This window comes from Peptostreptococcus porci, assembly GCF_009695815.1.
Lineage (GTDB): Bacteria > Bacillota > Clostridia > Peptostreptococcales > Peptostreptococcaceae > Peptostreptococcus > Peptostreptococcus porci.
The window spans coordinates 212176-234374 of sequence record NZ_VUNE01000005.1 but is presented as its reverse complement, the minus strand read 5'-3'; the positions used below and the strand labels follow the sequence as shown (position 1 = coordinate 234374).

Annotated in this window: 17 protein-coding genes, 1 other RNA gene and 1 pseudogene; 17 read left to right on the top strand and 2 right to left on the bottom strand. The window is 32.9% G+C overall.

Features of this window, described 5'->3' with window-relative positions; translation table 11 throughout:
* Positions 1-14: 14 nt before the first annotated feature.
* The 8 genes and pseudogenes from FYJ71_RS09755 to FYJ71_RS09720 all read left to right on the top strand — a co-directional run bounded on the left by FYJ71_RS09755 (position 15) and on the right by FYJ71_RS09720 (position 10067).
* Positions 15-1253 carry a metallophosphoesterase family protein gene (locus FYJ71_RS09755; protein ID WP_154538670.1) on the top strand — a complete coding sequence of 413 codons (1239 nt, stop codon included), beginning with the start codon at positions 15-17 and terminating at the stop codon, positions 1251-1253.
* Complete coding sequence (locus tag FYJ71_RS09750) at positions 1240-4827, top strand: AAA family ATPase (RefSeq protein ID WP_154538669.1); 3588 nt, start codon at positions 1240-1242, stop codon at positions 4825-4827. The genes FYJ71_RS09755 and FYJ71_RS09750 overlap by 14 nt, the downstream gene beginning before the upstream one ends.
* Before the next feature lie 194 nt (positions 4828-5021).
* Positions 5022-5294 (top strand): type II toxin-antitoxin system RelB/DinJ family antitoxin, encoded by a 273-nt coding sequence (locus tag FYJ71_RS09745; RefSeq protein WP_154538668.1) that lies wholly within the window; start codon positions 5022-5024, stop codon positions 5292-5294.
* A pseudogene (locus FYJ71_RS10150) lies at positions 5291-5571 on the top strand (type II toxin-antitoxin system YafQ family toxin). Before FYJ71_RS09745 ends, FYJ71_RS10150 begins: the two are co-directional and overlap by 4 nt.
* A 187-nt stretch (positions 5572-5758) precedes the next feature.
* The gene (locus FYJ71_RS09735; protein WP_154538667.1) at positions 5759-7087 is read left to right on the top strand and encodes an HlyC/CorC family transporter; all 1329 of its coding nucleotides are present in this window, start codon (positions 5759-5761) and stop codon (positions 7085-7087) included.
* A gap of 154 nt (positions 7088-7241) precedes the next feature.
* Positions 7242-8096 carry an NAD(+)/NADH kinase gene (locus tag FYJ71_RS09730; RefSeq protein ID WP_154538666.1) on the top strand — a complete coding sequence of 285 codons (855 nt, stop codon included), beginning with the start codon at positions 7242-7244 and terminating at the stop codon, positions 8094-8096.
* 19 nt (positions 8097-8115) lie between these two features.
* Positions 8116-9024, top strand: coding sequence for an RluA family pseudouridine synthase (locus FYJ71_RS09725; protein ID WP_154538665.1), 909 nt, complete (start codon positions 8116-8118; stop codon positions 9022-9024).
* A gap of 32 nt (positions 9025-9056) precedes the next feature.
* Positions 9057-10067 carry a nucleoid-associated protein gene (locus FYJ71_RS09720; protein WP_154538664.1) on the top strand — a complete coding sequence of 337 codons (1011 nt, stop codon included), beginning with the start codon at positions 9057-9059 and terminating at the stop codon, positions 10065-10067.
* 203 nt (positions 10068-10270) lie between these two features.
* Here FYJ71_RS09720 and acpP read toward each other — a convergent pair whose 3' ends face one another.
* Positions 10271-10498 (bottom strand): acyl carrier protein, encoded by a 228-nt coding sequence (gene acpP / locus FYJ71_RS09715; RefSeq protein WP_091993783.1) that lies wholly within the window; start codon positions 10496-10498, stop codon positions 10271-10273.
* A gap of 257 nt (positions 10499-10755) precedes the next feature.
* On the opposite strand from acpP, the gene FYJ71_RS09710 reads away from it, so the two are divergent.
* The 4 genes from FYJ71_RS09710 to FYJ71_RS09695 all read left to right on the top strand — a co-directional run bounded on the left by FYJ71_RS09710 (position 10756) and on the right by FYJ71_RS09695 (position 14053).
* Positions 10756-11784 (top strand): LacI family DNA-binding transcriptional regulator, encoded by a 1029-nt coding sequence (locus tag FYJ71_RS09710; RefSeq protein WP_154538663.1) that lies wholly within the window; start codon positions 10756-10758, stop codon positions 11782-11784.
* A gap of 124 nt (positions 11785-11908) precedes the next feature.
* A non-coding RNA gene (ssrS, locus tag FYJ71_RS09705) (6S RNA) lies at positions 11909-12098 on the top strand.
* 237 nt (positions 12099-12335) lie between these two features.
* Complete coding sequence (pdxR, locus tag FYJ71_RS09700; protein WP_328597757.1) at positions 12336-13781, top strand: MocR-like pyridoxine biosynthesis transcription factor PdxR; 1446 nt, start codon at positions 12336-12338, stop codon at positions 13779-13781.
* Positions 13782-13846: 65 nt separating this feature from the next.
* Entirely contained in the window at positions 13847-14053 is a 207-nt protein-coding gene (locus tag FYJ71_RS09695; protein ID WP_154538662.1) for a DUF896 domain-containing protein, read from the top strand.
* 242 nt (positions 14054-14295) lie between these two features.
* Here FYJ71_RS09695 and FYJ71_RS09690 read toward each other — a convergent pair whose 3' ends face one another.
* A complete protein-coding gene (locus FYJ71_RS09690) occupies positions 14296-15234 on the bottom strand; it encodes a selenium metabolism-associated LysR family transcriptional regulator (RefSeq protein WP_154538661.1) in 939 nt (312 codons plus the stop codon).
* A 720-nt stretch (positions 15235-15954) separates the two neighbouring features.
* Between FYJ71_RS09690 and radC the strand changes: the two genes are divergently transcribed.
* From radC to FYJ71_RS09665, 5 genes are all read left to right on the top strand, one after another.
* The gene (gene radC, locus FYJ71_RS09685) at positions 15955-16638 is read left to right on the top strand and encodes a RadC family protein (RefSeq protein ID WP_154538660.1); all 684 of its coding nucleotides are present in this window, start codon (positions 15955-15957) and stop codon (positions 16636-16638) included.
* 187 nt (positions 16639-16825) lie between these two features.
* Positions 16826-17875 (top strand): rod shape-determining protein, encoded by a 1050-nt coding sequence (locus tag FYJ71_RS09680; protein ID WP_154538659.1) that lies wholly within the window; start codon positions 16826-16828, stop codon positions 17873-17875.
* A gap of 12 nt (positions 17876-17887) precedes the next feature.
* A complete protein-coding gene (gene mreC / locus FYJ71_RS09675; protein ID WP_320640983.1) occupies positions 17888-18769 on the top strand; it encodes a rod shape-determining protein MreC in 882 nt (293 codons plus the stop codon).
* A 9-nt stretch (positions 18770-18778) separates the two neighbouring features.
* Positions 18779-19264 (top strand): rod shape-determining protein MreD, encoded by a 486-nt coding sequence (mreD, locus tag FYJ71_RS09670; protein ID WP_154538657.1) that lies wholly within the window; start codon positions 18779-18781, stop codon positions 19262-19264.
* Between the two features lie 2 nt (positions 19265-19266).
* A complete protein-coding gene (locus FYJ71_RS09665) occupies positions 19267-22194 on the top strand; it encodes a penicillin-binding transpeptidase domain-containing protein (protein WP_154538656.1) in 2928 nt (975 codons plus the stop codon).
* The last annotated feature ends 5 nt before the right edge of the window (positions 22195-22199 follow it).

Sequence of the window (22199 nt, the reverse complement as noted above, 5' to 3'; positions counted from 1 at the left end):
TGGTTTGGGATAGGATGAGGATTATTCATACATCTGATTGGCATTTAGGGAAAAACCTTGAAGGTAGATCTAGAATTGATGAGCAAAAAAAGTTTTGTGATGATTTTGTTAAAATTGTAAATGAGGAAAATGCTGATATTGTAGTGATAGCTGGTGATATTTATGATACGTCTAATCCCCCAGCGATTGCAGAGAGATTGTTTTACGACACTGCCATAAGGCTGTCGGAAAATGGTAGGAGATGTGTTTTTGTAATCGCTGGAAATCACGATAATCCGGAAAGGCTAGAGGCAATCAATGGTATGGCGTTGGCAAATGGAATCATTATTTTGGGGTATCCTGACAGCAAGGCTATGATTTCAAGTTTTGCAGGCTTTGAAGTTATTGAAGCGAAATCTGGATTTACAAAGCTTCGGATTAATGATGACAAAAAGAGTGTTGTAAATATTTTATCTTTGCCATATCCGAGTGAGAAAAGGCTAAATGAGTCCTTCGAAAATTTTGATGATGAACATAAGCTTCAAAAAACATATTCACAAAAGGTTGGAGAATTTTTTTCAAAAAGAGAAAAATACTACGATGACGAGGAAATAAACATAGCTGTTTCTCATATTTTCGTGGTGGGAAGTGAAGTTTCCGACTCAGAAAGAAGAATCGAATTGGGTGGAACTTTGTTAGTTGGGAAAAATGATCTACCACAGAAATCTCAGTATACAGCATTAGGTCATATTCACAAGCCACAAACTGCATCAAAATCCTTGAATGCGTATTATTCAGGTTCTCCGATTCAGTATAGTAAAGGAGAGAGAAATACTGTTAAATCTGTGAGAATTGTCGATTTGGAAGTAGGAAAAAAGCCGGAGATAAGAGAAAGATATATTGATAATTACAAACGAATAGAAGTATATGAGTGCGATGATGTTCAGAACGCTTTGGAAGTATGCGAAAAGAACTCAAGAAAAGAGATTTTTGCGTATTTTGAGATTATTACAGATGATGTAATCGACCAGAATACCATCAGAGAGATGAAAAAATTGATGAAGGATATAGTTGAAATAAAGCCTATTGTTAGGGATTCCGAAGAATTTCTTGCAGAAGAAATAGTAGAAATCAATAAGAGCAATATTTCACAGTATTTTTCTGATTTTTACAAGGAGCAAAATTCTGGTTTGGAACCGAGTGAGGATGTAATGAAGCTGTTTAAAACAATAGTTTCTTCTGATATGGAGGAGTTTGAAGATGAAGCCGATTAGATTGGAAATAGAAGGACTGAATAGCTATAGCAAAAAACAGGTGATTGATTTTGAAACCCTTATATCAAAAGGGATTTTTGGCATATTTGGAAAAACAGGAAGTGGAAAGTCGACGATATTAGATGCGATTACCCTAAGTCTATATGGAAATATTGCAAGAGGGACAAAAGAGTTTATCAATTCAAATTCTGAAAAGGCGAGTATTGAGTACGAATTTCAGATAGGAGAGGGAGTTGATAGAAATACATTTATCGTATCCAGAAGGTTTAAGAGAAGCTCTGGTGCATCGAAATCTACTTCGAGAAGCGACTATGTAAAGCTGGTAAAAAAAGATGAAACGGGCAATACCATAGTAATAGCTGACAAGGTTGGCGATGTAAATCAGGCGATCAAAGAAATAATAGGTCTTGAAGAAAGTGATTTTCTAAAATCGGTAGTTTTGCCACAGGGAAAATTTAGCGAGTTTTTGACTTTGGGTGGAAAAGACAGAAGAAATATGCTTGAGAGGATTTTTAACCTTGAGGAGTATGGGTCGCTGTTGACTTCAAAGGTCATAAAGAAAAGAAATATTATTTCTGGAGAGTTGGAGGTCTTAAAAGGCAGATTATCTGAATATTCGAGCGTAACAGACGAGAGCATTGGAGATTTGGACGAAAAAATAAAGGCTTTGGAGGATGTAATCAAGACTCTGGACAAAAGACTATTGTTTGAAGCCGAAAAACTTGAAGAGGATCAGCTTGTATATAATCTATGTGCTGAGAATTTAGTCTTATCTAAGGAATTGGAAAGCTTGGAGAAAAGTAGGACTATAATAGATGTCAAAAAGAAGATGCTTGATAAAGCTAGCAAGGCATCAATTATCTTGCCAAGTATCGTATCTTTGGAAGAGGGAAATTTAAAAATTAAAAAAAATAGTGTCAAATTATCGAAATTAGAAATTGAACAAAATAATCTTCTGGAGTCACTTGAAAAGCTGAAGGATAATTTTGAAACAGCGAAAAAGAATTATGACACTATACCTGATTTGAAGCTATTAAGAAAAGATTTGGAAATACTGATTGATAAATGTGATGAAATATTTAAGATTGGCGTTGAATTGGAGTCTGTCAATTCTGAAATTATAAAATTAGTTGAGGAAATAGAAGCATCTAGCTATCAAAAAAACGAATTGGAGGAAATGCTTGAGTCTGAATATTCACAAGTCCTGCGATTAAAGGAAAATTGCGAAGTAAATAAGATTGAAAAAGATGACAGGGAAAGAGTATTGGAATTGAAGAAAGGTTTGGATTTGTTTATCAGATTGACCAAAGAATCATATGACAATAAACATGAGTTAGAATCAGAAAAAAAAGTTCTTCAAAGGCTGGAAAAAGAAATAGAAGCTATAAATGGAAAGCTTGACAAGAAGGATGAAGAAATTGGGAATATCATTGAGCTATTGACAAATCAAGAGCAAATAAAAACTCTGGATGAGAACGAGTTTGAGAAAATGGACAAGCAAATAATGTCTTTACACAAAGAAATCAACGAGGTTTCTCAACTGGATGAAAGGTTGAATAAAATTGATTCTGACCACATTGAAAATTCAAGGAAGCTTGATGATAACAGTAGGGAAATCGAAATACTTGAAAATTCTCTTCTAAGCATTGATAAAGAGTTGATCTCCTTGAAGAAAAAAAGGGATAGATTTGAATATGAAAATTTGGCGAATAGGCTAAAATATGAGTGGTCTAAGCATTTTCACGAGGGAGATAATTGTCCTGTTTGTAACTCTAAAATCGAGAAATTGGAAATAGATAAGAAATTTGATTTGAACAATGAGCAAAAAATAAATGAAGAAATACTTGCTTTGGAAGAAAAGTCGTATGATTTGTCAGTGAGACTTGATACTCTAAAAAATATTGTCAACGATTTGAAAAATTCAATGTGTGCTTTGGGTGAGGAGAAAAAGACAGTATTGCAAGAAAAAGGTACTAGAGATATTTCAAAATTAAAATCCGAGGTTGAGAGAATAGAACTGTTAAAAAACGAGCAGAGAAAATTAAAGCTTTTGGTTGCCGAAAACATTTTAAATGCTCAGTCGAAAAGATCAAAACTAGATTTAGAAAAAAGTGAAATCGAAAAGTTGAAGGTTGAGCTTTTGGCTTCTGAAAAATCTGTATTATCAGGCATTTCGAAAATTACTTCGAGAATTAATTTATTGGAAAATGAATTGAAACAGGTTCCTTTTAAAGAGGAAGAACTGGAAAAAATTGAAGATGAAATAAAAATTTTTGATGAAAGAGAAATAAATTATGAAAAGTTTTCTCGTAACCTAGAGGTAGCTAAGAAAAAATTAGAAAACCTAGAAAAACAAAAAAATGAAATATCTGGAAAATTACTGTCACTTCAATCAGATAAAAAACATTTGAATGAAAAAAAATCGAATTTGGATAAAAAGTTGAAGTCAGAGAAGAATATTTTTGAATCTTCACTGAATATTATAATAGAAAAATTTGAAGAGTTTGGACTTGAAGAAAGCATGATTACAGATGATAAAAGCATATATGTTAAAAATTTTGTCAGTTTCGTTGATAATTCTATCACTCAGTTTGAAAATAATTATTTATTTGTTTCGAGCGAAGTAGAAGCTCTTAAAGAAAATCTGAAGAATACTGAAAATGAAATTAGGGATATAGAAATTGAAAATAAAACAACAGGAGAATATGTCGAGAAAACAGAAAATGATATAAGAATTCTTATGAACATTCATGGCTTTGATGATTTTGAAGCTGTAAAGAATTCTATTGTCAGTGATGAAACGCTCTTGTCTATCACTAGTGAAATTGACGCTTTCGAGAAAAAAACGAGTGAGCTAAGAGTTAGACACAGTGACAATATCGTTAAGCTAAACGGTAGAAATATATCGGACGAAGAATTGGAAAAACGAAAATCAAGTGTAAATCTTCTAAAAGGCGAAATCGAAAAAGAAAAAAATAACAAGTCGGGACTTGAGGCTATCAATAGAGAGTTGCAAAAAAATATGGAGATTGCTAGGAAAATTTCTGATGAATTGTCTAAAAAACAGATCGAAAAAGATAATATTGACAGCTTGGAAAAAGTGATGAGAGGTAACCGATTTGTTGAATTTTTGTCCAAAATTTACTTGAAAAATATTGTTGTAGATGCTTCAAAGAGGCTGGATAAGATTACAAATGGCAGGTATTCTCTGGAAATTGATTCAGATTATATGTTTGTTGTGAGGGATAATTACAATGGTGGATTAAGAAGGTCAGCAGATACACTATCAGGAGGTGAAACTTTTCTAACTTCACTATCTTTGGCACTAGCTCTATCTTCACAAATACAACTAAAGGGATCGGCACCTTTGGAATTTTTCTTCCTTGATGAGGGATTTGGAACATTGGATGAAGAGCTGCTTGATGTAGTTATGGAATCACTTGAAAATTTAAAGAGTTCGCCCCTGAGTATAGGAGTGATTTCACATATGGAAGAGATGAAAAATAGGATGCCAGTGAAACTTGTTGTTGAGGTGGATCAAATTGAGATGTCTTCAAAAGTATATATTGAGTAGAAAAATACAAAAAGATATAGCAAAAATCGACTGATGTTGTATTCTATAAGGAAAAGAAAAAAAGGAACAAAATTTAATAGACGAGTAGTAGCGATTAGAAAGATTAATTGCAAATACATTGCCATATTCATTACAGTGTATTGACAATAACCGATATAACAGCTATAATATAAGCAAGAATGGAGGCGAATATTATGGCAACTACAAATCTAAACATTAGAACGGATAAGGATATAAAAGAACAAGCCGAACTTATATTTTCTGAATTAGGACTTAATATGACTACGGCTATTAATATGTTTCTAAGAACAACCATTAGAGAAAATGGAATTCCTTTTAGTTTAAAATTGGAGATACCTAATAATACAACTATCGCTGCAATTGAAGAAGGAAGAAAACTTGCACATGATACAAATGTAAAAGGTTATTCCAATATGGATGATTTAAGGAAAGCATTAGAAGTATGAAGTACGAAATAAAATTTACAACACAGTTCAAAAAAGATCTCAAACTTGCGAAAAAACAAAATAAAAATTTGGAAAAGCTATTTGAGGTTGTAGATTTACTGGCGGAAGGTAAAAAGTTGGATTTGAAGTATAGAGATCATGACCTTTCAGGTAACATAAAGGGACAAGAGAGTGCCATATAGAACCTGATTGGCTTTTAGTATATGAGTATCAAAACGATGTGCTTGTATTAATGCTTTATAGATTAGGTTCACATTCTGAGTTATTTAGAAAATAAAAAATACAAATAAATATTAAACCATGAGAGAAGTAAAAAATGCTTCTCTTTTTTTATTTGTCATTATTTGAAAAACTTTGTTGACAAATATCAACCGATAGTACATAGTTTGATATTTTTTAGTGTACTATGATTTATTGTTATGTTATAATTGTATTTAATAAAATATTTTAGGAGAGTGGTTTTTTTGGAATCTGGTAGTCTGTGGATTCAGGTGATAATATTATTGGTATTGATGATTATTTCAGCGTTTTTCTCTGCATCTGAGACAGCATTGATGTCTGTTAGTAAGGTAAAGATTAGGCACTTGAGAGAAGAAGGCGTACGTGGAGCTAGTGTGGTTGAAAAGTTAATATCTGAACCGAAGAAATTGTTGAGTACAATTTTGGTCGGCAATAACGTTGTAAATATTGCTGCGACGTCTATTTCTACATCTTTATTGCTAAAGCTTTTTGGTGCACAGGGAGTTGCAGTGGCAACTGCGATGATGACTGTTTTGATATTGGTTTTTGGTGAAGTTACTCCAAAGACAATGGCTTCAAATAACAAGGAAAGAGTGTCTCTTGGCGTTGCCAAAGTATTGAATGTAATCATTCTTGTTTTGTCACCAATAGTATTTATTCTAAACTTGTTTACTACCATTATTTTTAAGATTTTCAGAATAAAAGACGACGATCCAAAGTCTCTGATTACTGAAGAGGATTTGAAGGTTATGGTAAATGTCAGCCATGAAGAAGGTGTTTTGGAACAGGAAGAAAGAGAGATCATCAACAACGTGTTTGAGTTTGGTGATATGCGTGCAGAGGATGCGATGATCCAGAGAATTGATATGGTTTCTGTCAGTGTGGATGCTACTTTTGATGAGGTTTTGGAGATTTTCAGGGAAGAGAAAAAAAGCAGATTGCCTGTGTACAAGGAAAATATCGACGATATAGTGGGAATTCTTAATATAAAGGATGTTTTCTTTATCAGCAAGGAAGAAATAGAAACATTTTCTGTTGAAAAGTATATGAGAGATGTATTCTTTACTTATGAGTTTAAAAAGATTTCGCAGCTTTTGGAAGAAATGAAGCTGGCAAAGAGTCAGATTGCAATAGTACTAGATGAGTATGGTGGTACTTCTGGACTCCTTACTGTCGAGGATTTGGTAGAAGTCTTGGTGGGTGATATCGAGGACGAATATGACGAGGAAGACGATGAGATAGTTAAAGTGGGCGAAGGTGAGTACATAGTTGATGGTAGCACAAAAATTACCGATGTAAACGACTATTTGTATGATGATTTAGAATCAGATGAATTTGATTCTATCGGTGGATATATACTCGGACATTTAAATGGTTTGCCAGATGAAGGTGAAGTGATTGAGTTAAACGACTCTGTGACCGTCAATATAATTTCTCTTGATAAGAATAGAATTGAAAAATTAAAATTAATTGTCAGAGAGATAGAAAAACAAGAAGACGAAATTTCTTTTAAAGAATATATCGAAAAGGAAAATAGCAAAGATAACGATTAATTTATACTGGCAAAGATAATTTGTACAGATAGAAAAATACAGTTTATTGAGAAAGGCGTCGCATTTTACAGAAAAGATGTGACAGCCTTTTTTAGATAGTAGAAAATGATTTACTAGAAAAATACACGAATAGCGTGTGGGATAGAGGTTTTTTATGGGGAAAAATATTACAATTAGATCGAATAATTTGGACATTTCGACCGATATTAAAAGAATATTGATTGATAAATTTAAATCATTGGATTATACTTTGAGTGAGGATCTAACTGAAGATACAGAGCTTGTTATATCAATTGGTGGAGATGGTTCTTTTTTGCGAGCTGCAAGAGAGATGAATTTTCCGGATATTCCATATTTTTGTGTAAATACGGGACATTTGGGTTTTTTTGCTGAGATTTTGCCAAACGAGGACCAAATTGATTATTTTATAGAGTCTTATCTAAAGGGCGACTACAAAATTAATGAGTTTGACCTTTTGGAAGCAAGTATCATTGGCAACGATTTTACGATTGAAGAAACTGCTGTAAACGAAATTGTCGTTAGGGGAAACAGATCTCGTACTGTACATCTGAATCTGTTTGTTAATGGAAATTATATGGAGACATTTAGTGGAGACGGTTTGATTCTCTCAACTTCTACTGGGTCAACTGCCTATAACTATTCTGCAGGTGGTAGTATCGTCGATAACAGATTAAATACAATCCAGATTACTCCAATTTCTGCAATCAGCACAAATGCGTTTAGAAGCTTTACCTCAAGTATTATTCTGCCAGCAGAGGATACTGAAATTTCAATTTTTCCAGAGTATAAATTCGACCAATCCGTCTTGATAGTTGTTGATGGAGAGGAGACTAAATACAATGATGTAATAAAGATTCAAACTAGAAACAATGGAAAAAAGATCAAGCTTATGCGGCTGTCGGATTATGAATTTTGGGATAGAGTTTATTTGAAATTTTTGAAAACATATGACTATAAATCGTTGGAAAATTATGTTAGAAAAAAATGATAAGTGATAAGGGGCAGATATGTTTACTAAAGAAAATCAAAAGTGGAATAAGTTCGTTATTTCCATTGATGAAGATTGCAAACTAAAAGATTTTTTAATAGATGAAATGAGTTTTTCCATTCGTTCAATTTCTAGAATGAAGAGGGAAAAGAATATTTTTATTAACGGTAAGGTTTCAAAACCTACTGCAGAAGTAAAAAAAGGCGATATTTTAGAGATTGTACTGAATGAGGATGGATCGCAATTTATTCCCCAAAATTTGGGGGTAAGGTGTCTATACAACGACGAGGATTTGCTTATCTTTGATAAACCTCCATTTATGGTAGTGCATCCTACAAAGAGCCATCGGGAAAGCACACTTGCGAATCATGTTTCGTATTTTATTGATACTTTGGATGAAAAGTTTAAAATTAGGTTTGTAAATCGACTGGATATGAATACTTCTGGTATTGTGATTGTCGCCAAAAATGCCTATGCACATCACAAATTATCAAAAGATATGGAAACTAACGACATCTCTAAAAATTATTTGGCTATTGTAGAGGGTGTAATTGAAAAGGATAGAGATACAATTGATCTTCCTATTTACAGAGAAACAGAGGACAGTATTACGAGAGTAGTTGATTCACGTGGTCAAAGAGCAATTACTCATTATGAGGTATTAGAAAGGTATAAAAATCATACATTGGTTAAATTGAAGATAGATACTGGAAGGACTCACCAAATTAGAGTTCATTTGTCATCGATTTCAAAGGGCATAGTTGGTGATGAGCTGTATGGAGTTGTAGATGAGGATTTAATAGGCAGACAGGCGCTTCATGCGTGTAAAATTGAGTTTAATCAGCCGAGATCTTGTGATAGAATTTTGGTGGAATCTGAGCTTCCAGAGGATTTTATACAATTGATTGATAAGCTGAAATATTTGTAGATAGGTAATGTATTTTTTTATGTGGAGGAAGTATGATAATAAATAAGTTTATAATTCATGTACTGGACAAAAATGCGGAATTTCCGATACTTAACGATGTGGAAAACATGATTTCGCCGGAAACTGATGCTTTTTATCAGAAAGTAATCAGAAGAATATTGAGAGATGAGGATCTTAGAAAGGCATCCTTTAACGATTATAATGAAAATGAAATAAGAGTTTGCTGTGACCACATAATTTATGATGAGAAAGCCTTTGTCATGAGTTCTCAAGGTATAGCAAGGTTTTTGTTTGATGCTATGAAGATAAATTCGGAGTTGGACTCGTGTGACCTAGCAGTCGTTTTGTTTACTCACAAGGATCAAAAAAGGGTGGCAATAATAAAGCTTGATTACAAAAAACTATATACTCATGAAATAGGGTATGACGATGACAATAAAGTTGTATCAATCAAGATGATTACTAATGATATTGGAATACAGGATTCACAAAAAATAATTCATTCAGCAATCGTCGGTGTGAGTGGAGTAAATGATGAATGGCATTTGCAGATTCTTGATAAGGTTGCTGAAAAACAGGAAGCTGATTCAAGCTTTGTGACTGATTTCTTAAAAGCTACTAAGGTTAAAGACGAAAAATTCCTTACAAAGACTTTTAGAAACTCTACCGACAACTGGATAACAAATTCCTATAGTAATAATATCAAAGCAGCAGAAAACCTTAGAAGTCTGTTGAACTATACTTTGAAGGAAGGCAACGATATTAATGTCGAGAAATTTATTGAGGAAGGGATATCAGACGAGGATAGAAAGCAAAGCTTCAAGGAAATGATGCAGGAGAAAGAAATCGTTGAAGAATTTCCAATTGATAAAACTTGGGTTGAGAAAAAACTGAAGAGAAGAGGTATTAAGACTAGTACTGGTTTTGATATAAAAGGGTTGCTTGAAGATTTTGAAGATCCGATGAAGTATTCAATAAAGCAAAATGAAGATGGAACAGTGGACATAACACTAAAAAATATTGAATTTTACGAAGAAAAATAGATGTGATTAAGGCAAATAGAAATGGTTGACATTATTGTGGATAAGAATATCCGAAATTAGTGTGAAGAAAAATAACTGCATCTAGGAAATATACAAAAAATAAAAATCTTATCAATACCATTCCGCAGAAGTGCACTCAATAAAGGTACTGGTGGAAAGTAATTGATAAGATTTTTTAATTGTTTGTTTAATTATCTACTTAATTATCTGTTAGATTCAATTAATGAAATTATATCACCGATAGTCTTAACATTGTCTATTTCTTCGTCAGGTATTTTTATTTCGAATTCTTCTTCGATGTTCATAATAATTTCGACAGCATCTAGTGAGTCAGCATCCAAATCCTCAAGAAGATTTGTGTCCATTTTTAGAGTTTCTGGATTTTCGATATTTAGTTGCTCACTAATTATTTCTCTAATTCTCTCAAACATTTCGAACTCCTCCTATGTAATATTGTTATAGAACCTTTAGTATATAATAATATACTATTATTTTTTTTTCAATAAAAAAAATAAAAAAACTATATTTATTTTTCTGAAAATAGTATATAATGAAAATAAGGGAAAATAAAAGCTTTTTTTAATAATATTTACTATTCATTTATGCTAATTATCGGGTAAACGTTATTTTAAAAAATAATATTTTTATAATTTTACATATTAAAATAAATTGGAAGGAGAAGTAAAATATGGTAACAAAGAAACCTACTACAATTAAAGACGTTGCTAGAAAGGCTGGAGTATCGATATCTACTGTTTCTAGAGTTATAAATGACTCAAAACCAGTGACAAATGAAGTTAAACAAAAGGTTTTGGATGTAATAAAGGAGACTGGATATGTTCCAAATCCATTGGCGAGAAGCCTGGTTACAAAGAGAAGTCAGTTAATAGGAGTAATTGTTCCAGAGTTGACTGATACTTTTTCTGCTGATATTCTTAATGGTATTGAGGAAGTATCAAAAATGTACAGCTATGATATCTTGATAGCTAATACATATTCTGAGAGAGAATTGGAATTAAAGAGCATTAATTTGCTTAGAGCAAAGCAGGTTGAAGGGATTGTCATTATTTCATGGGATATAGATGAAGAATTGGTGAATGTACTTGAAAATATAGGAATACCAGTTGTTTTTGTTAGTAAGATGACTGGAAATTTCGATATCTACAACGTGTCCATAAAGAACGCTCCAGCAACAAAGGAGATGACAAATTTCTTAATCGGAAAGGGGCACAAGAGAATTGGTTTAATTAGAACAAATTTGAATGTTCCAGAAATTGCAGACGAGAGATTGAAGGGATACAAGGAAGCGTTGGAGGAAAATGGAATAAAGTATGACGAGAAAATAGTTAAAAGCTGTAATTCAAGCTACGATGACGGTTATGCTACTGCAAAATTGATGCTTAAAGGTAAAAAGAACAAGCCAGATGCCCTATTTGTAACTAGCGACGAAGCTGCAATAGGTGCTATAAATGCTTGTTTTGATTTGGGATATAATGTTCCAGACGATATTTCAGTTGCAGGTTTCAATGATATCAAGTTCGCGAAAATATATAGACCAAAATTGACTACTGTTTCTCAGCCTTTGTTCGACATGGGAGCAGTTGCAATTAGAATGGTTATCAAGATGATAAACGGAGAGGATGTCGGCGATAAAATAGTTGAATTACCTTATAGAATCATGGATAGGGAAAGTGTTTCTGAAAGAAAGGAAAAATAGATTAAATATTTTATCGACATTGGTATGTTGAAATTTAATGATGGAACAAATATTTTTGAAAAGTCAAGATATTAATTATGATTAAAGTACTTTAATATTACAACAATTTGATGTATAATGTTAATATAAACTGAAACATACGATACGGCTATTGTAAGTTCAACCTACATATTTTATACGGGAGACTTCGTTCGTATGTGAATATGATATGCTCGACCTATATAGCTTGAGATTTCAGAAAGCGTAAGACGGGTCACCCATCTGGGTGATGCTCGGGTGTGAATTTGATTGGTCTACGGTGTTTTGGTAGTAAAAGTGTTGTCTTATGGCAACACTTTTATTTTGCATATTTGATATTGCAATTTAGATTTTTACTGTTTTAGAAATTTGTAATATTTAAGATTCTTACAATATTCAAAGTTTTTTGAAGTATTCAATGGTTTTGCAATATAAAAGTGTTTTGTAAAATCAAAGCGTTTTGCAATATTAAAGTGTTTTGTAAAATTAAAGTGGTTTATAATATTTTAGGCGGTTTTGTACTTACATTAGGGGTGGTTGTTTTGCAAAGATTCAAAATGAATTTCGTTTCAGGTATTAAGTATATTCAGGTTTATAATAAAATAAAAACAATGATAATTGTTGGAGATCTAAAAGTCAATGAGAAGCTTCCTGCTATAAGATCGCTGTCAAAAATTTTGAATGTAAATATATCTACTGTCGTTAAGGCATACGAGCTACTGGAAGCTGAAAACTACATTACAAAAAAAATTGGCAGTGGAACCTTTGTATCAGGTGTTTTATTTAGTGGCTATGATAATTCTGGAAAGGATTTAAGTTCAGAAAAAATTTTCAGGTTGGATACTGGAAATCCATCCTCTGATATTTTTCCAATCGATGATTTCAAGAAGGCTATTAATATTGCACTAGATAATGACGGAGATAGTGTTTTTGAATATGATGAAACAAACGGTGTAATGGAATTAAAAGAGGTAATGGTAGAGTATTTGAAAGAGAATGAGATATCGACATCTGTTGACAATTTGATGATTATTTCCGGAGCTCAGCAGGGCTTGGATATAGTATCAAAAACGTTGATAGATTATTCCGATGCAGTTTTTGTCGAAGAGCCAACTTATCCTGGTGCGTTGAACGTTCTGAAAAATAGAAACGCAAAAATCATTAGAATACCATTATTAGATGATGGTATCGATATTGGAATTTTGAAGATGAAAATTGAAAAGATAAAACCGAAGCTGCTTTATGTAATGCCAAACTTCCAAAATCCTACTGGAATTTCATATTCCGAAAAAAAGAAGAAAAAGCTTATAGAAATGGCGGAAGAGATGGATTTTTATATTCTGGAAGACGACTTTATAAGTGATTTTAAATTTGGAGCACAAAATAATAGAACGATGAAGAGTTATGATGTGTATGACAGAGTCATTTATATAAAGAGTTTTTCAAAAATATTGATGCCTGGTCTTAGAGTTGGTATTTTATGCTTGCCTAATGAATTGATGAGTAGGGCGAACTTTTCGAAGCAATCTTCGGATTTGGCTACTTCAACCTTGATACAAAGGTCTTTGTATAGATATATTAAACACTGTGATTGGAAAGCTCATAGAGAATTGGTTGAAAAAATATATACAGAGAGATTTTTTTGCATTAAAAAATATATTAATGAGAAACTATCGCCATATTTTAATATCAGAAAGACAAATGGTGGAATTAATTTCTTTTTGGAACTAAGACGTGGTTACTTTTCCAGAGAGTTTGTTCCATTTATGCTCGAAAGGGGAGTTGCTCTAAAATCTGGATCAATGTTTTATGATAATGAAATAGATGATAGGTATTTTAGAATTAACATAGCGAGGGAACCAGTTGACAGATTATATCAGGCGATAGACATAATCGCCGATTCTATGAATGAGTTTTATAGTGAGGATGATACTATTAAAGAAGATATTATCAAAGAAGATACTTTTAGACAAGTATAAAATTTTTTGTTGGAATATCATTCAAGTTGTAGTATAATCGTTGTGAGTTCGAAAGGAGGTAAAAGATGGATATTTCTAATGAATTTGATAAGGTTAAGCTAGCCAGAATAAATGAATTGGCAAAGCTTGCTAAGGAGAGAGAGCTTACTGAAGATGAGCAAAAGGAAAGAAAGATTTTGAGAGAAGAGTTTTTGGCTAATTTTAGAGCAGGTTTTAGACAACAGTTAGATAATATTACTGTTATAACTCCTGAAACTGATAGTATCAATTAATAGTCTATTATTAGAGTCTAAAGTACACTATTAAAATCTAAGATATATCAAACAATGAAAATAAAGTGGTGCAATGCAAAATGGCTCACGTTATAATACTGTGTGAGTGTTGTGCATTGTACCACTTCTTTTATGCCAGTTATACTATATAGCCTGTAAAAAATTCCTCCCATGATAATTTAATTTTATCACGGGAGGAATTACAATTTTCAGTTTTTTCATAGACAAATATAGTATATTTTTTAATCATTAGAATTAATTACTTTGTCTTCTTCTTCATCTCTAATATCATAATAATCCACAAAAAACTCTAAGAACTTCTTTTCAGTAGGAGTGAATATTTTCTTGCGAGAGTGAATAAAATAAAAATTTCTTTCAAATGAATAGTCTTTTATTCTATATGCATTAATTTCTCCTCTTTTTGCCATTTCTTCTATTGATATAAATGACACAAAAGAACATCCAATTCCCTTTTTAACCATTTCTATTACAGCAGAATTAGATTCAACATTCGCTCTTGTAGTCAGCTGTGATAGGGGAACAGGGCTTGAATTTAACGCCTTTACAATTACGTTTCTTGTGCCTGAACCATCTTTTCTCATAATGAAGCTTAGGTCTTTTAATTTATGTATGTCGATATAGCCATTTTCATTTGGTAGCTCGATTGATTTTGGACAGATTAAAACCAACTCGTCATGAACAAATTCACTATATTTGATGTGTGGATGCTTCTTCTTGGAACCAACTATACCAAATGTAACTCTTTCACTTAATATCTCAGGAACTACCAGATTTGAATCGCAGTGATCAATCGTCAAAGTGATATTTGGGTATTTTTTGCAAAATTTTTCTAAAAAATTAGGTATAATAAATGCCTCGGGAATTGAACTACACACCAAATTTAGCGATCCTTCGATTTTTCCAGAGTATTCCTTGATATCGTATATAGCTTTTTTACAGTCATTCAATATTATTATGGCATGATTATAAAGAACTTTTCCTGAATCTGTCAACGTAATGGATTTGCTGTTTCTATTCAATAATACACATTGCATCTCGTTTTCTAAGTTTTGAATATGTGAACTAACAGTTGGTTGTGTCAGGAATAATTCTCTTGCCGCTTTAGAAAAGCTTTTGTACTTAGCAACAGTTACAAAAACCTCTAATTGCTTAATATCCATAGTTTCACCTCTTTTATTATTTTAACAAAGACAACAATTATTAATAATGTCTTAATATTATCTTTGTGTTTGCTATAAAAATCTTTACTTTTTGTTATGATTATATTATACTATTTTTCTGATAATATTTCAATTTATTTATAGATATTATTTATTGCATATATAGAAAAAAGCTATATTTTTGTTTTTTTTTTTTCAAAAAAAAGTTAGAAAAACGATGAATTTGATTTGATAAGTACTATCTTTTGTTTTTATTTAGAATTTATTTAAAAAATTTTAATTTTTTCTTTATAAATTATTGACATTTTTTGAAATAATGGTATCATATAAGTGTAGAAATGAGTTGTTCATTTTTATAAGTATAATTACCCTATAAACTGATGGCAAACTCCCTCACATCCTCGAATGCCATCAGGGCTATTTTTTCCTATAGACGACACGGTCGTCTATAGGTTTTTGCTTTTTTGTAGGAAAATAATTTTCTATTTGATCATTTATTTCATTTTTTTAAAACCATTTATTATCATGATTTTATTTCTTTGTGTGATAAATTATCTAAAATATTGCGTCTTTTATTGAATCTTTTACTGTATAAATGTCGTAGTTGTATAATAATTTTTTATTTCAGTTGGATGATATAAAGATTTGAAAAATATGTCTATAATTCTCTAGTAGAAAAACAACATTATATAAGATATGGAATTAGACTTAGGAGGAAGAATGAATAATTTAAGAATAAAAGAGATGAATGATGATGAAAAACCAATTGAAAAAATGTTAAAAAAAGGTGCAAAAAGCTTGTCAAATGCCGAATTGATAGCAATTTTAATAAGAACTGGAAATAGGCGCAATAATGCGGTAACATTGAGTTCAAAAATCTTGAAGAAAAGTGTGGATGGAATAAGAGGCTTGAGAGATCTATCGGTTGAAGAGCTTTGTGAAATAGACGGTATTGGAAAAACTAAAGCATCAATACTAAAAGCAGCCTTTGAACTGGGTGACAGAGCGGCTTGTTTTATGCCGAAAAAGCATAAGATTGAAAATCCTTGGGATGTATATTCTTATTACATAGAGGAAATGAGGTATTTAAAAAAAGAAGTTTTCAAGGTAATTTTGCTTAATACAAAAAATGAGATAATATGCGATGTAAATGTATCGGTGGGGAGTTTGAATACATCTATAGTACATCCACGAGAAGTCTTTAGCGAGCCTGTCAAAAAGAGTGCAAATTCTGTAATATTGATGCATAATCATCCATCAGGAAATCCAAGTCCATCAAATGAAGACAAGAGTGTTACACATAGACTCCACAAAAGTGGTGAAATTTTGGGCATAAGTGTTCTGGACCATATTATTATTGGGGATGGAACATACTATAGCCTTAAGGAAAACGGAGATTTTTGATTCCGACAATGTTTTTTTGCTGAAATATAACCTCTTAAAAAATATTTATTTTTTATACCATATTTTAGATAATTTATCACACATTACATACAGAAATTATGGTATACTAAAGAGTGATATTGTAGAATATTATTTATGAAAGTACCTATTAGAAATTAATAGTTAAAATATTTTTCGGGAGGATTTTATGGGATTTTTTAGTAAATTTTTTAAGTCGAATATTAATAACATCATTACTAATGATATGGGGATAGATTTGGGAACTGCAAATACTCTTGTTTATATAAAAGGTCAAGGTATAGTAGTTGATGAGCCATCTGTTGTGGCAGTTAGGGAAGATAACAACGAAATTTTGGCAGTTGGTAAAAATGCCAGTGAAATGGTAGGTAGAACGCCAGAGAATATTATCGCAATACAGCCTGTAAAAGAGGGAGTAATCAATGATTTTGAAGCGACTCAAGCCATGATGAGCTATTTTATCCAGAAAGGCTCAAAAGGAGTTGTAAGCCCCAGGATAGTTATCTGTGTTCCATGTGGAATTACGAAAGTTGAAAGAAAGGCAATTGAAGAAGCTGCTATTCAGGCTGGTGGTAGAGAAGTGTACATACTAGATGAGCCGATGGCGGCAGCAATTGGTGCCAACTTAAATGTAAATGATCCAGAGGGTAATTTGATTGTAGATATCGGTGGTGGTACATCTGAGATAGCAGTTATTTCCCTTGGTGGAGTTGTCGTTGCAAATTCAGCGAGAATTGGTGGGGATGAATTTGACAATGCAATCGAAAACTATGTCAGAAGATCCTACAACATAATAATAGGATCTAGAACCTGTGAAAATATAAAGCTGATGATAGGTTCGGCTTTTCCTGGTGAAAATGAAGCAGAGATGAAGGTTAGCGGAAGGGATATTTTGACTGGACTTCCAAGAACAATTACAATAGCCTCTACTGAAGTCAGAGATGCATTGAGAGAGCCTCTTGCTGAAATTATTGAGGCAATAAGGACAACTTTGGAGCAAACTCCTCCAGAACTGGCATCTGATGTCATGGAAAAAGGGATTTTCCTGACAGGAGGAGGTTCTCTTTTAAGAGGTATGGATAAGCTGATAGAAGCAGAAACTGCGCTTAAGGTCACAATTGTCGAGAATCCGTTGCAATGTGTTGCAATTGGTGCTGGAAGGTCTATAGAGAATGAAGATATCTTCAACAGTATCGTAAAAATGAATGCTGAAAGTTAGTTGGTGGTCTCTGTGAAGCTTAGTAAAGATAGTAAATCGAAATTTACCATCAAAAGTATTGTTGCTTCAGGGGTGGTAATACTTTTGGTGGTTGTGACTGCATATTCTTTTTCTAATAGAGGTAGGGTGCAGTTTTTAGAAGAAACGCCATTTTCTAGTGTTTTTTATGGATTCGGGAAGCATCTAAACAACGTCGTTACTACTACAGGGGGATTTATTGATGATTTGATAAATTTCAGAAGTAACTCGATGAAATTAAAAGAACTAAATGCTGAAAATGAAAAGCTGAGACAGGAATTAATCGAACAAAGCGACAATGAAAACAAACTTGAATCACTAGAGATGTTAAAAAAATCTCTGAATTATGTAGATAGCAATAAGAGAAATCAGCTTGTTTCCGCAAGCATTATCGGTAAAAACGAGGGTGATTGGTATAAGACCTTTGTCATCGATGCTGGTGCTGACAGTGGTGTGGTAAAAGATAGTATTGTCATCAATGGAGATGGCGTTGTCGGTATTGTGTTTAGTGTGAGTAACAAGTATTCAAAGGCAATATCAATTATCGACTCAAGAGCGTCTGTAAGTTTTAAGATATCGGGTAAGGAAGCAAGCAAAGGGGTAATTACAACGTCATCTGATGTTGGTAGCTCTGATTTTAGTGATGTCGATAAGCTATTGCAAGGATATTTCTTTGACACAAAGGCAGTTGCAGAAAAAAATGATCTGATAGTGACGTCTGGGCTTGGTTTGTATCCTGAAAATATTCCAATAGGTAAAATTTCAAAAGTTACGTACGATAAAAATAAATCTATGAAATATATAAAAGTCAGACCGAGTGTAGATTTTAAAAAGCTTGATATCGTGAGCATAATACCACCTAGAAAGCTTGATTAGGAGGTAGCTATGAAGAATATATTTGTATTTATAGTCGGTTTGATAATAATAGTGCTTGAAACATTTTTTACAAACTATATTGGAGCCTATTTTAGCGTAAATATTCTGTTGATTTTCGTTATTTTTATTTCGTTGTATATCGACAGAAGTTATTCTCTAATAATTACAGGTATTCTAGGGCTTATTGGTGATTTGGCAACGGGAGGTATTATTGGTGTTACATCAATACTATTTCTTGGGACATCGTATTTTTTGTCAAGTATCGAAAAGTCAATTTTCAAGGATAATAAATTGATAGTTAGCTTGTTGGTTTTTGTCGTAAGTATTGTATATTCAATACTTGATGTGGTTACTGCCTCAATATTTTTTATGCCAACTCCACTTTTGGTGGGCTTATTAAAGTCTGTTATCGTAATTCCAATTTCAAATACAGTGGTGGCGTATGTTCTATATACAATATTTAGCGATAAGCTGATCAAGCTTAGAGTGGAGTAAATATGAGTAAAACGAAGAAGAATTCAGAAATAAAAGTCAGACTTAGTATGATTAATAAAGTTTTACTTGTTATACTTTTGGTTGTTGCAGGTAAAATTGTCTATATGACAACCTTTAGACATTCATACTATACTAATATGGCAAATCAAAAGACCTATAAGCAAATTATGGTCCAAGCTCCAAGAGGAGAGATAAGAGATAGAAATGGAGTCCTGTTGGCTGGAAACGAACCTCAATTCACCGTGCAGGTAGTGGCAGACTCCTTTAATAAGGTTGGAAAAGAAAATCAGAAAGAAGCGAATAAGATCGCTTACTCTATTTTGAATATACTGGAGAGAAAAAATGAAAAGTATACCGATGAGTTTCCGATTACTATAGAGAACGGAAAGTTTTCTTATACTTTTGACAAGAATATAAGAGCATTTAAGGATGACAATGCAATTCCTCAGAATTATAACGCAAAGCAAAGCTTCTATCATTTTGTGGATTATTTGATAAAAAATGAGGTTCTAAGCCTAACTGACAGAAAGCTTGAACCTGTTGATTTACAATCAAAACTAAATTCCTTGGGATATTATCCACCGATATTGGTATCGAATTGGACGTTTACTCAGGAAAAAGATAAGGAAGACTGGCTTGACGGTTATAATAAGCTGGACAAAAATACGTCTGCACAAAACGCTTTTAAAGCGATTAGAGAGTACTACGAAATAGACCCTTCTATGAGCGATAAGGAAGCCAGGAAGATTATGATTGTAAGAGATATGCTAAAGTCAAAGGTATATACACAATACAATCCTGTGACCTTGGCGAGAGGTATCAAATCTGATACTGTTGCTGAAATAGAAGAAAATTCCATGAATTTGTCGGGTATTTCAGTTGCTGTCGAGCAGAAGCGTATATACCCACAAGGAAATCTCGCTGCACATATACTGGGGTATTTGGGAAAAATACCATCTACGAAAGCGTTGAAATATATAAAAAATGGATACGATCCAAATGAGTTGGTGGGAATATCGGGAATTGAAAAAAGCTATGAGGAAAAGCTGAGAGGATCTGCCGGATATAAAGAGGTAAAGGTCGATAGTGTGGGAAGAGTGATAGAAGAGATGAAATCCGTTAATCCTACTTCAGGAGGAAGCGTTCAGCTAACTATCGATAGCAAATTACAAAAGGTTGCCGAAGAATCATTGGAGAGAGCAATAAAATCTGCCAAAACTGGATCGACCTTTAAGAGCCAATTCGGAAATATTAATATTAAAGAAACTGCACCAAAGGCAAATTCGGGTGCAATTGTCGTGATGGACGTTACAAGGGGTGACACATTGGCGATGGCAAGTTATCCTAATTTTGATCCAAATAAATTTGCAAATGGGATAACTTCGGAGGAGTATAGTAATTATATGCCAAAAAATAAAAACGACACTCTTGCTCCAAACCCACTTTTGAATTTGGCGACACAGGGTGCGTTTCAGCCGGGATCGACCTTTAAGATGATAACTGCTATGGCAGCATTGGAATCTGGATTAAATCCCAATTATACAATCAATGACCCTGGTGTTATCAGACTTGGAAATAGAAATTTTGCAGATTATATCTGGCATCATGGAGGCAAAAATCACGGAATAGTAAATCTTTACAAGGCTATTCAAGAGTCATGTAACGTTTACTTTTATATTATTGGTAGTGATAGGAATTGGGTTACAGGCGAAAACTTAAACCATGGAATGGGTGCTTCCAAAATACTTGAGTATGCCAAAAAGTTTGGATTAGATGAAAATACAGGTCTTGAAAAGCAAATCGAAACAAGAAATGGTAAAGTACCTAGTGAGAAGCAAAAGAAAGAAAATATCAAACTACAGTTGAAAATTGCACTTGATAGAACTATGAGATTCCATTTTGAAGGTCTAGATTACACAAAGAATAAGGATGAATTCGATAAAAATATAGACGAAATAGTCAGTTGGATAGATGAAAAGGAAATACCTGGAAGAACTGAGACGATTGAGCGTTTGAAGAAGATGGACGTGAAGGAACAGTATGTGACTTCGGATGCAGACTATATCGTTTATAGCTATTTTAATTTTGCAAAGTGGAGAGTAGGAGATACATTTAACCTGGCTATCGGTCAAGGGGAAAATGCATATAATCCAGCTCAGGTTGCCAGATATATTTCTGTTATCGCAAATGGAGGGTACCTAGTCAATATGAATGTTGTCGATAAGGTTGAATCTTCCAGTGGCAAAACTATAGAAGAGCCAACTCGTAAGCTTGAAAAGGTAGATTTCAAAAACGATTCATACCTAAAAGATTTGAAAATAGGTATGGTGAGAGTTTCTGAAATAGGGCTGGCGAAGGATGCTTTTTCAAAATTTCCAATAAAGGTGGCTTCAAAAACTGGTACTGCCGAAAAGACAGGAAAAATTCCTAGCGATAATGAGTTCGAATATCTAAAATCACATTTGTCATCATATTCAGTCAGTGAGAGTGAAGTTATGGCGAAATATGAAAAGCTAAAATCTGACAAAGAGTACGAGTTGACAAATAACAAGATTAAAGAGTTAAAAGCCAAAATTTCGAATACCAACACGAGTAGGGAAGATAGAGAAAAATATCAGAAGGAGCTTGATCGTGGAGTAAAGGTCAAATTGGAAAATAACGATAAAGTAAATGCAACATATTTAAGAATGGCAATCAAACAGTTAAACCACAATATAACCGACGATGATATTGATAGATTTAAATCTGACTATGGTTCATTCGCTTGGTGTGTGGCGTTTGCACCTGCTGATAATCCAAAAATTGCAGTGGCTTGTTTGATTCCTCAGGGAGAAACGAGTTCTTACGCTGTATTACCAATCAGAGAAGTAATTGGGCAGTATTATGGATTGTTAAATGAAGGAGAAGAAAAAAATCAGCCAGAACAATAAGATTC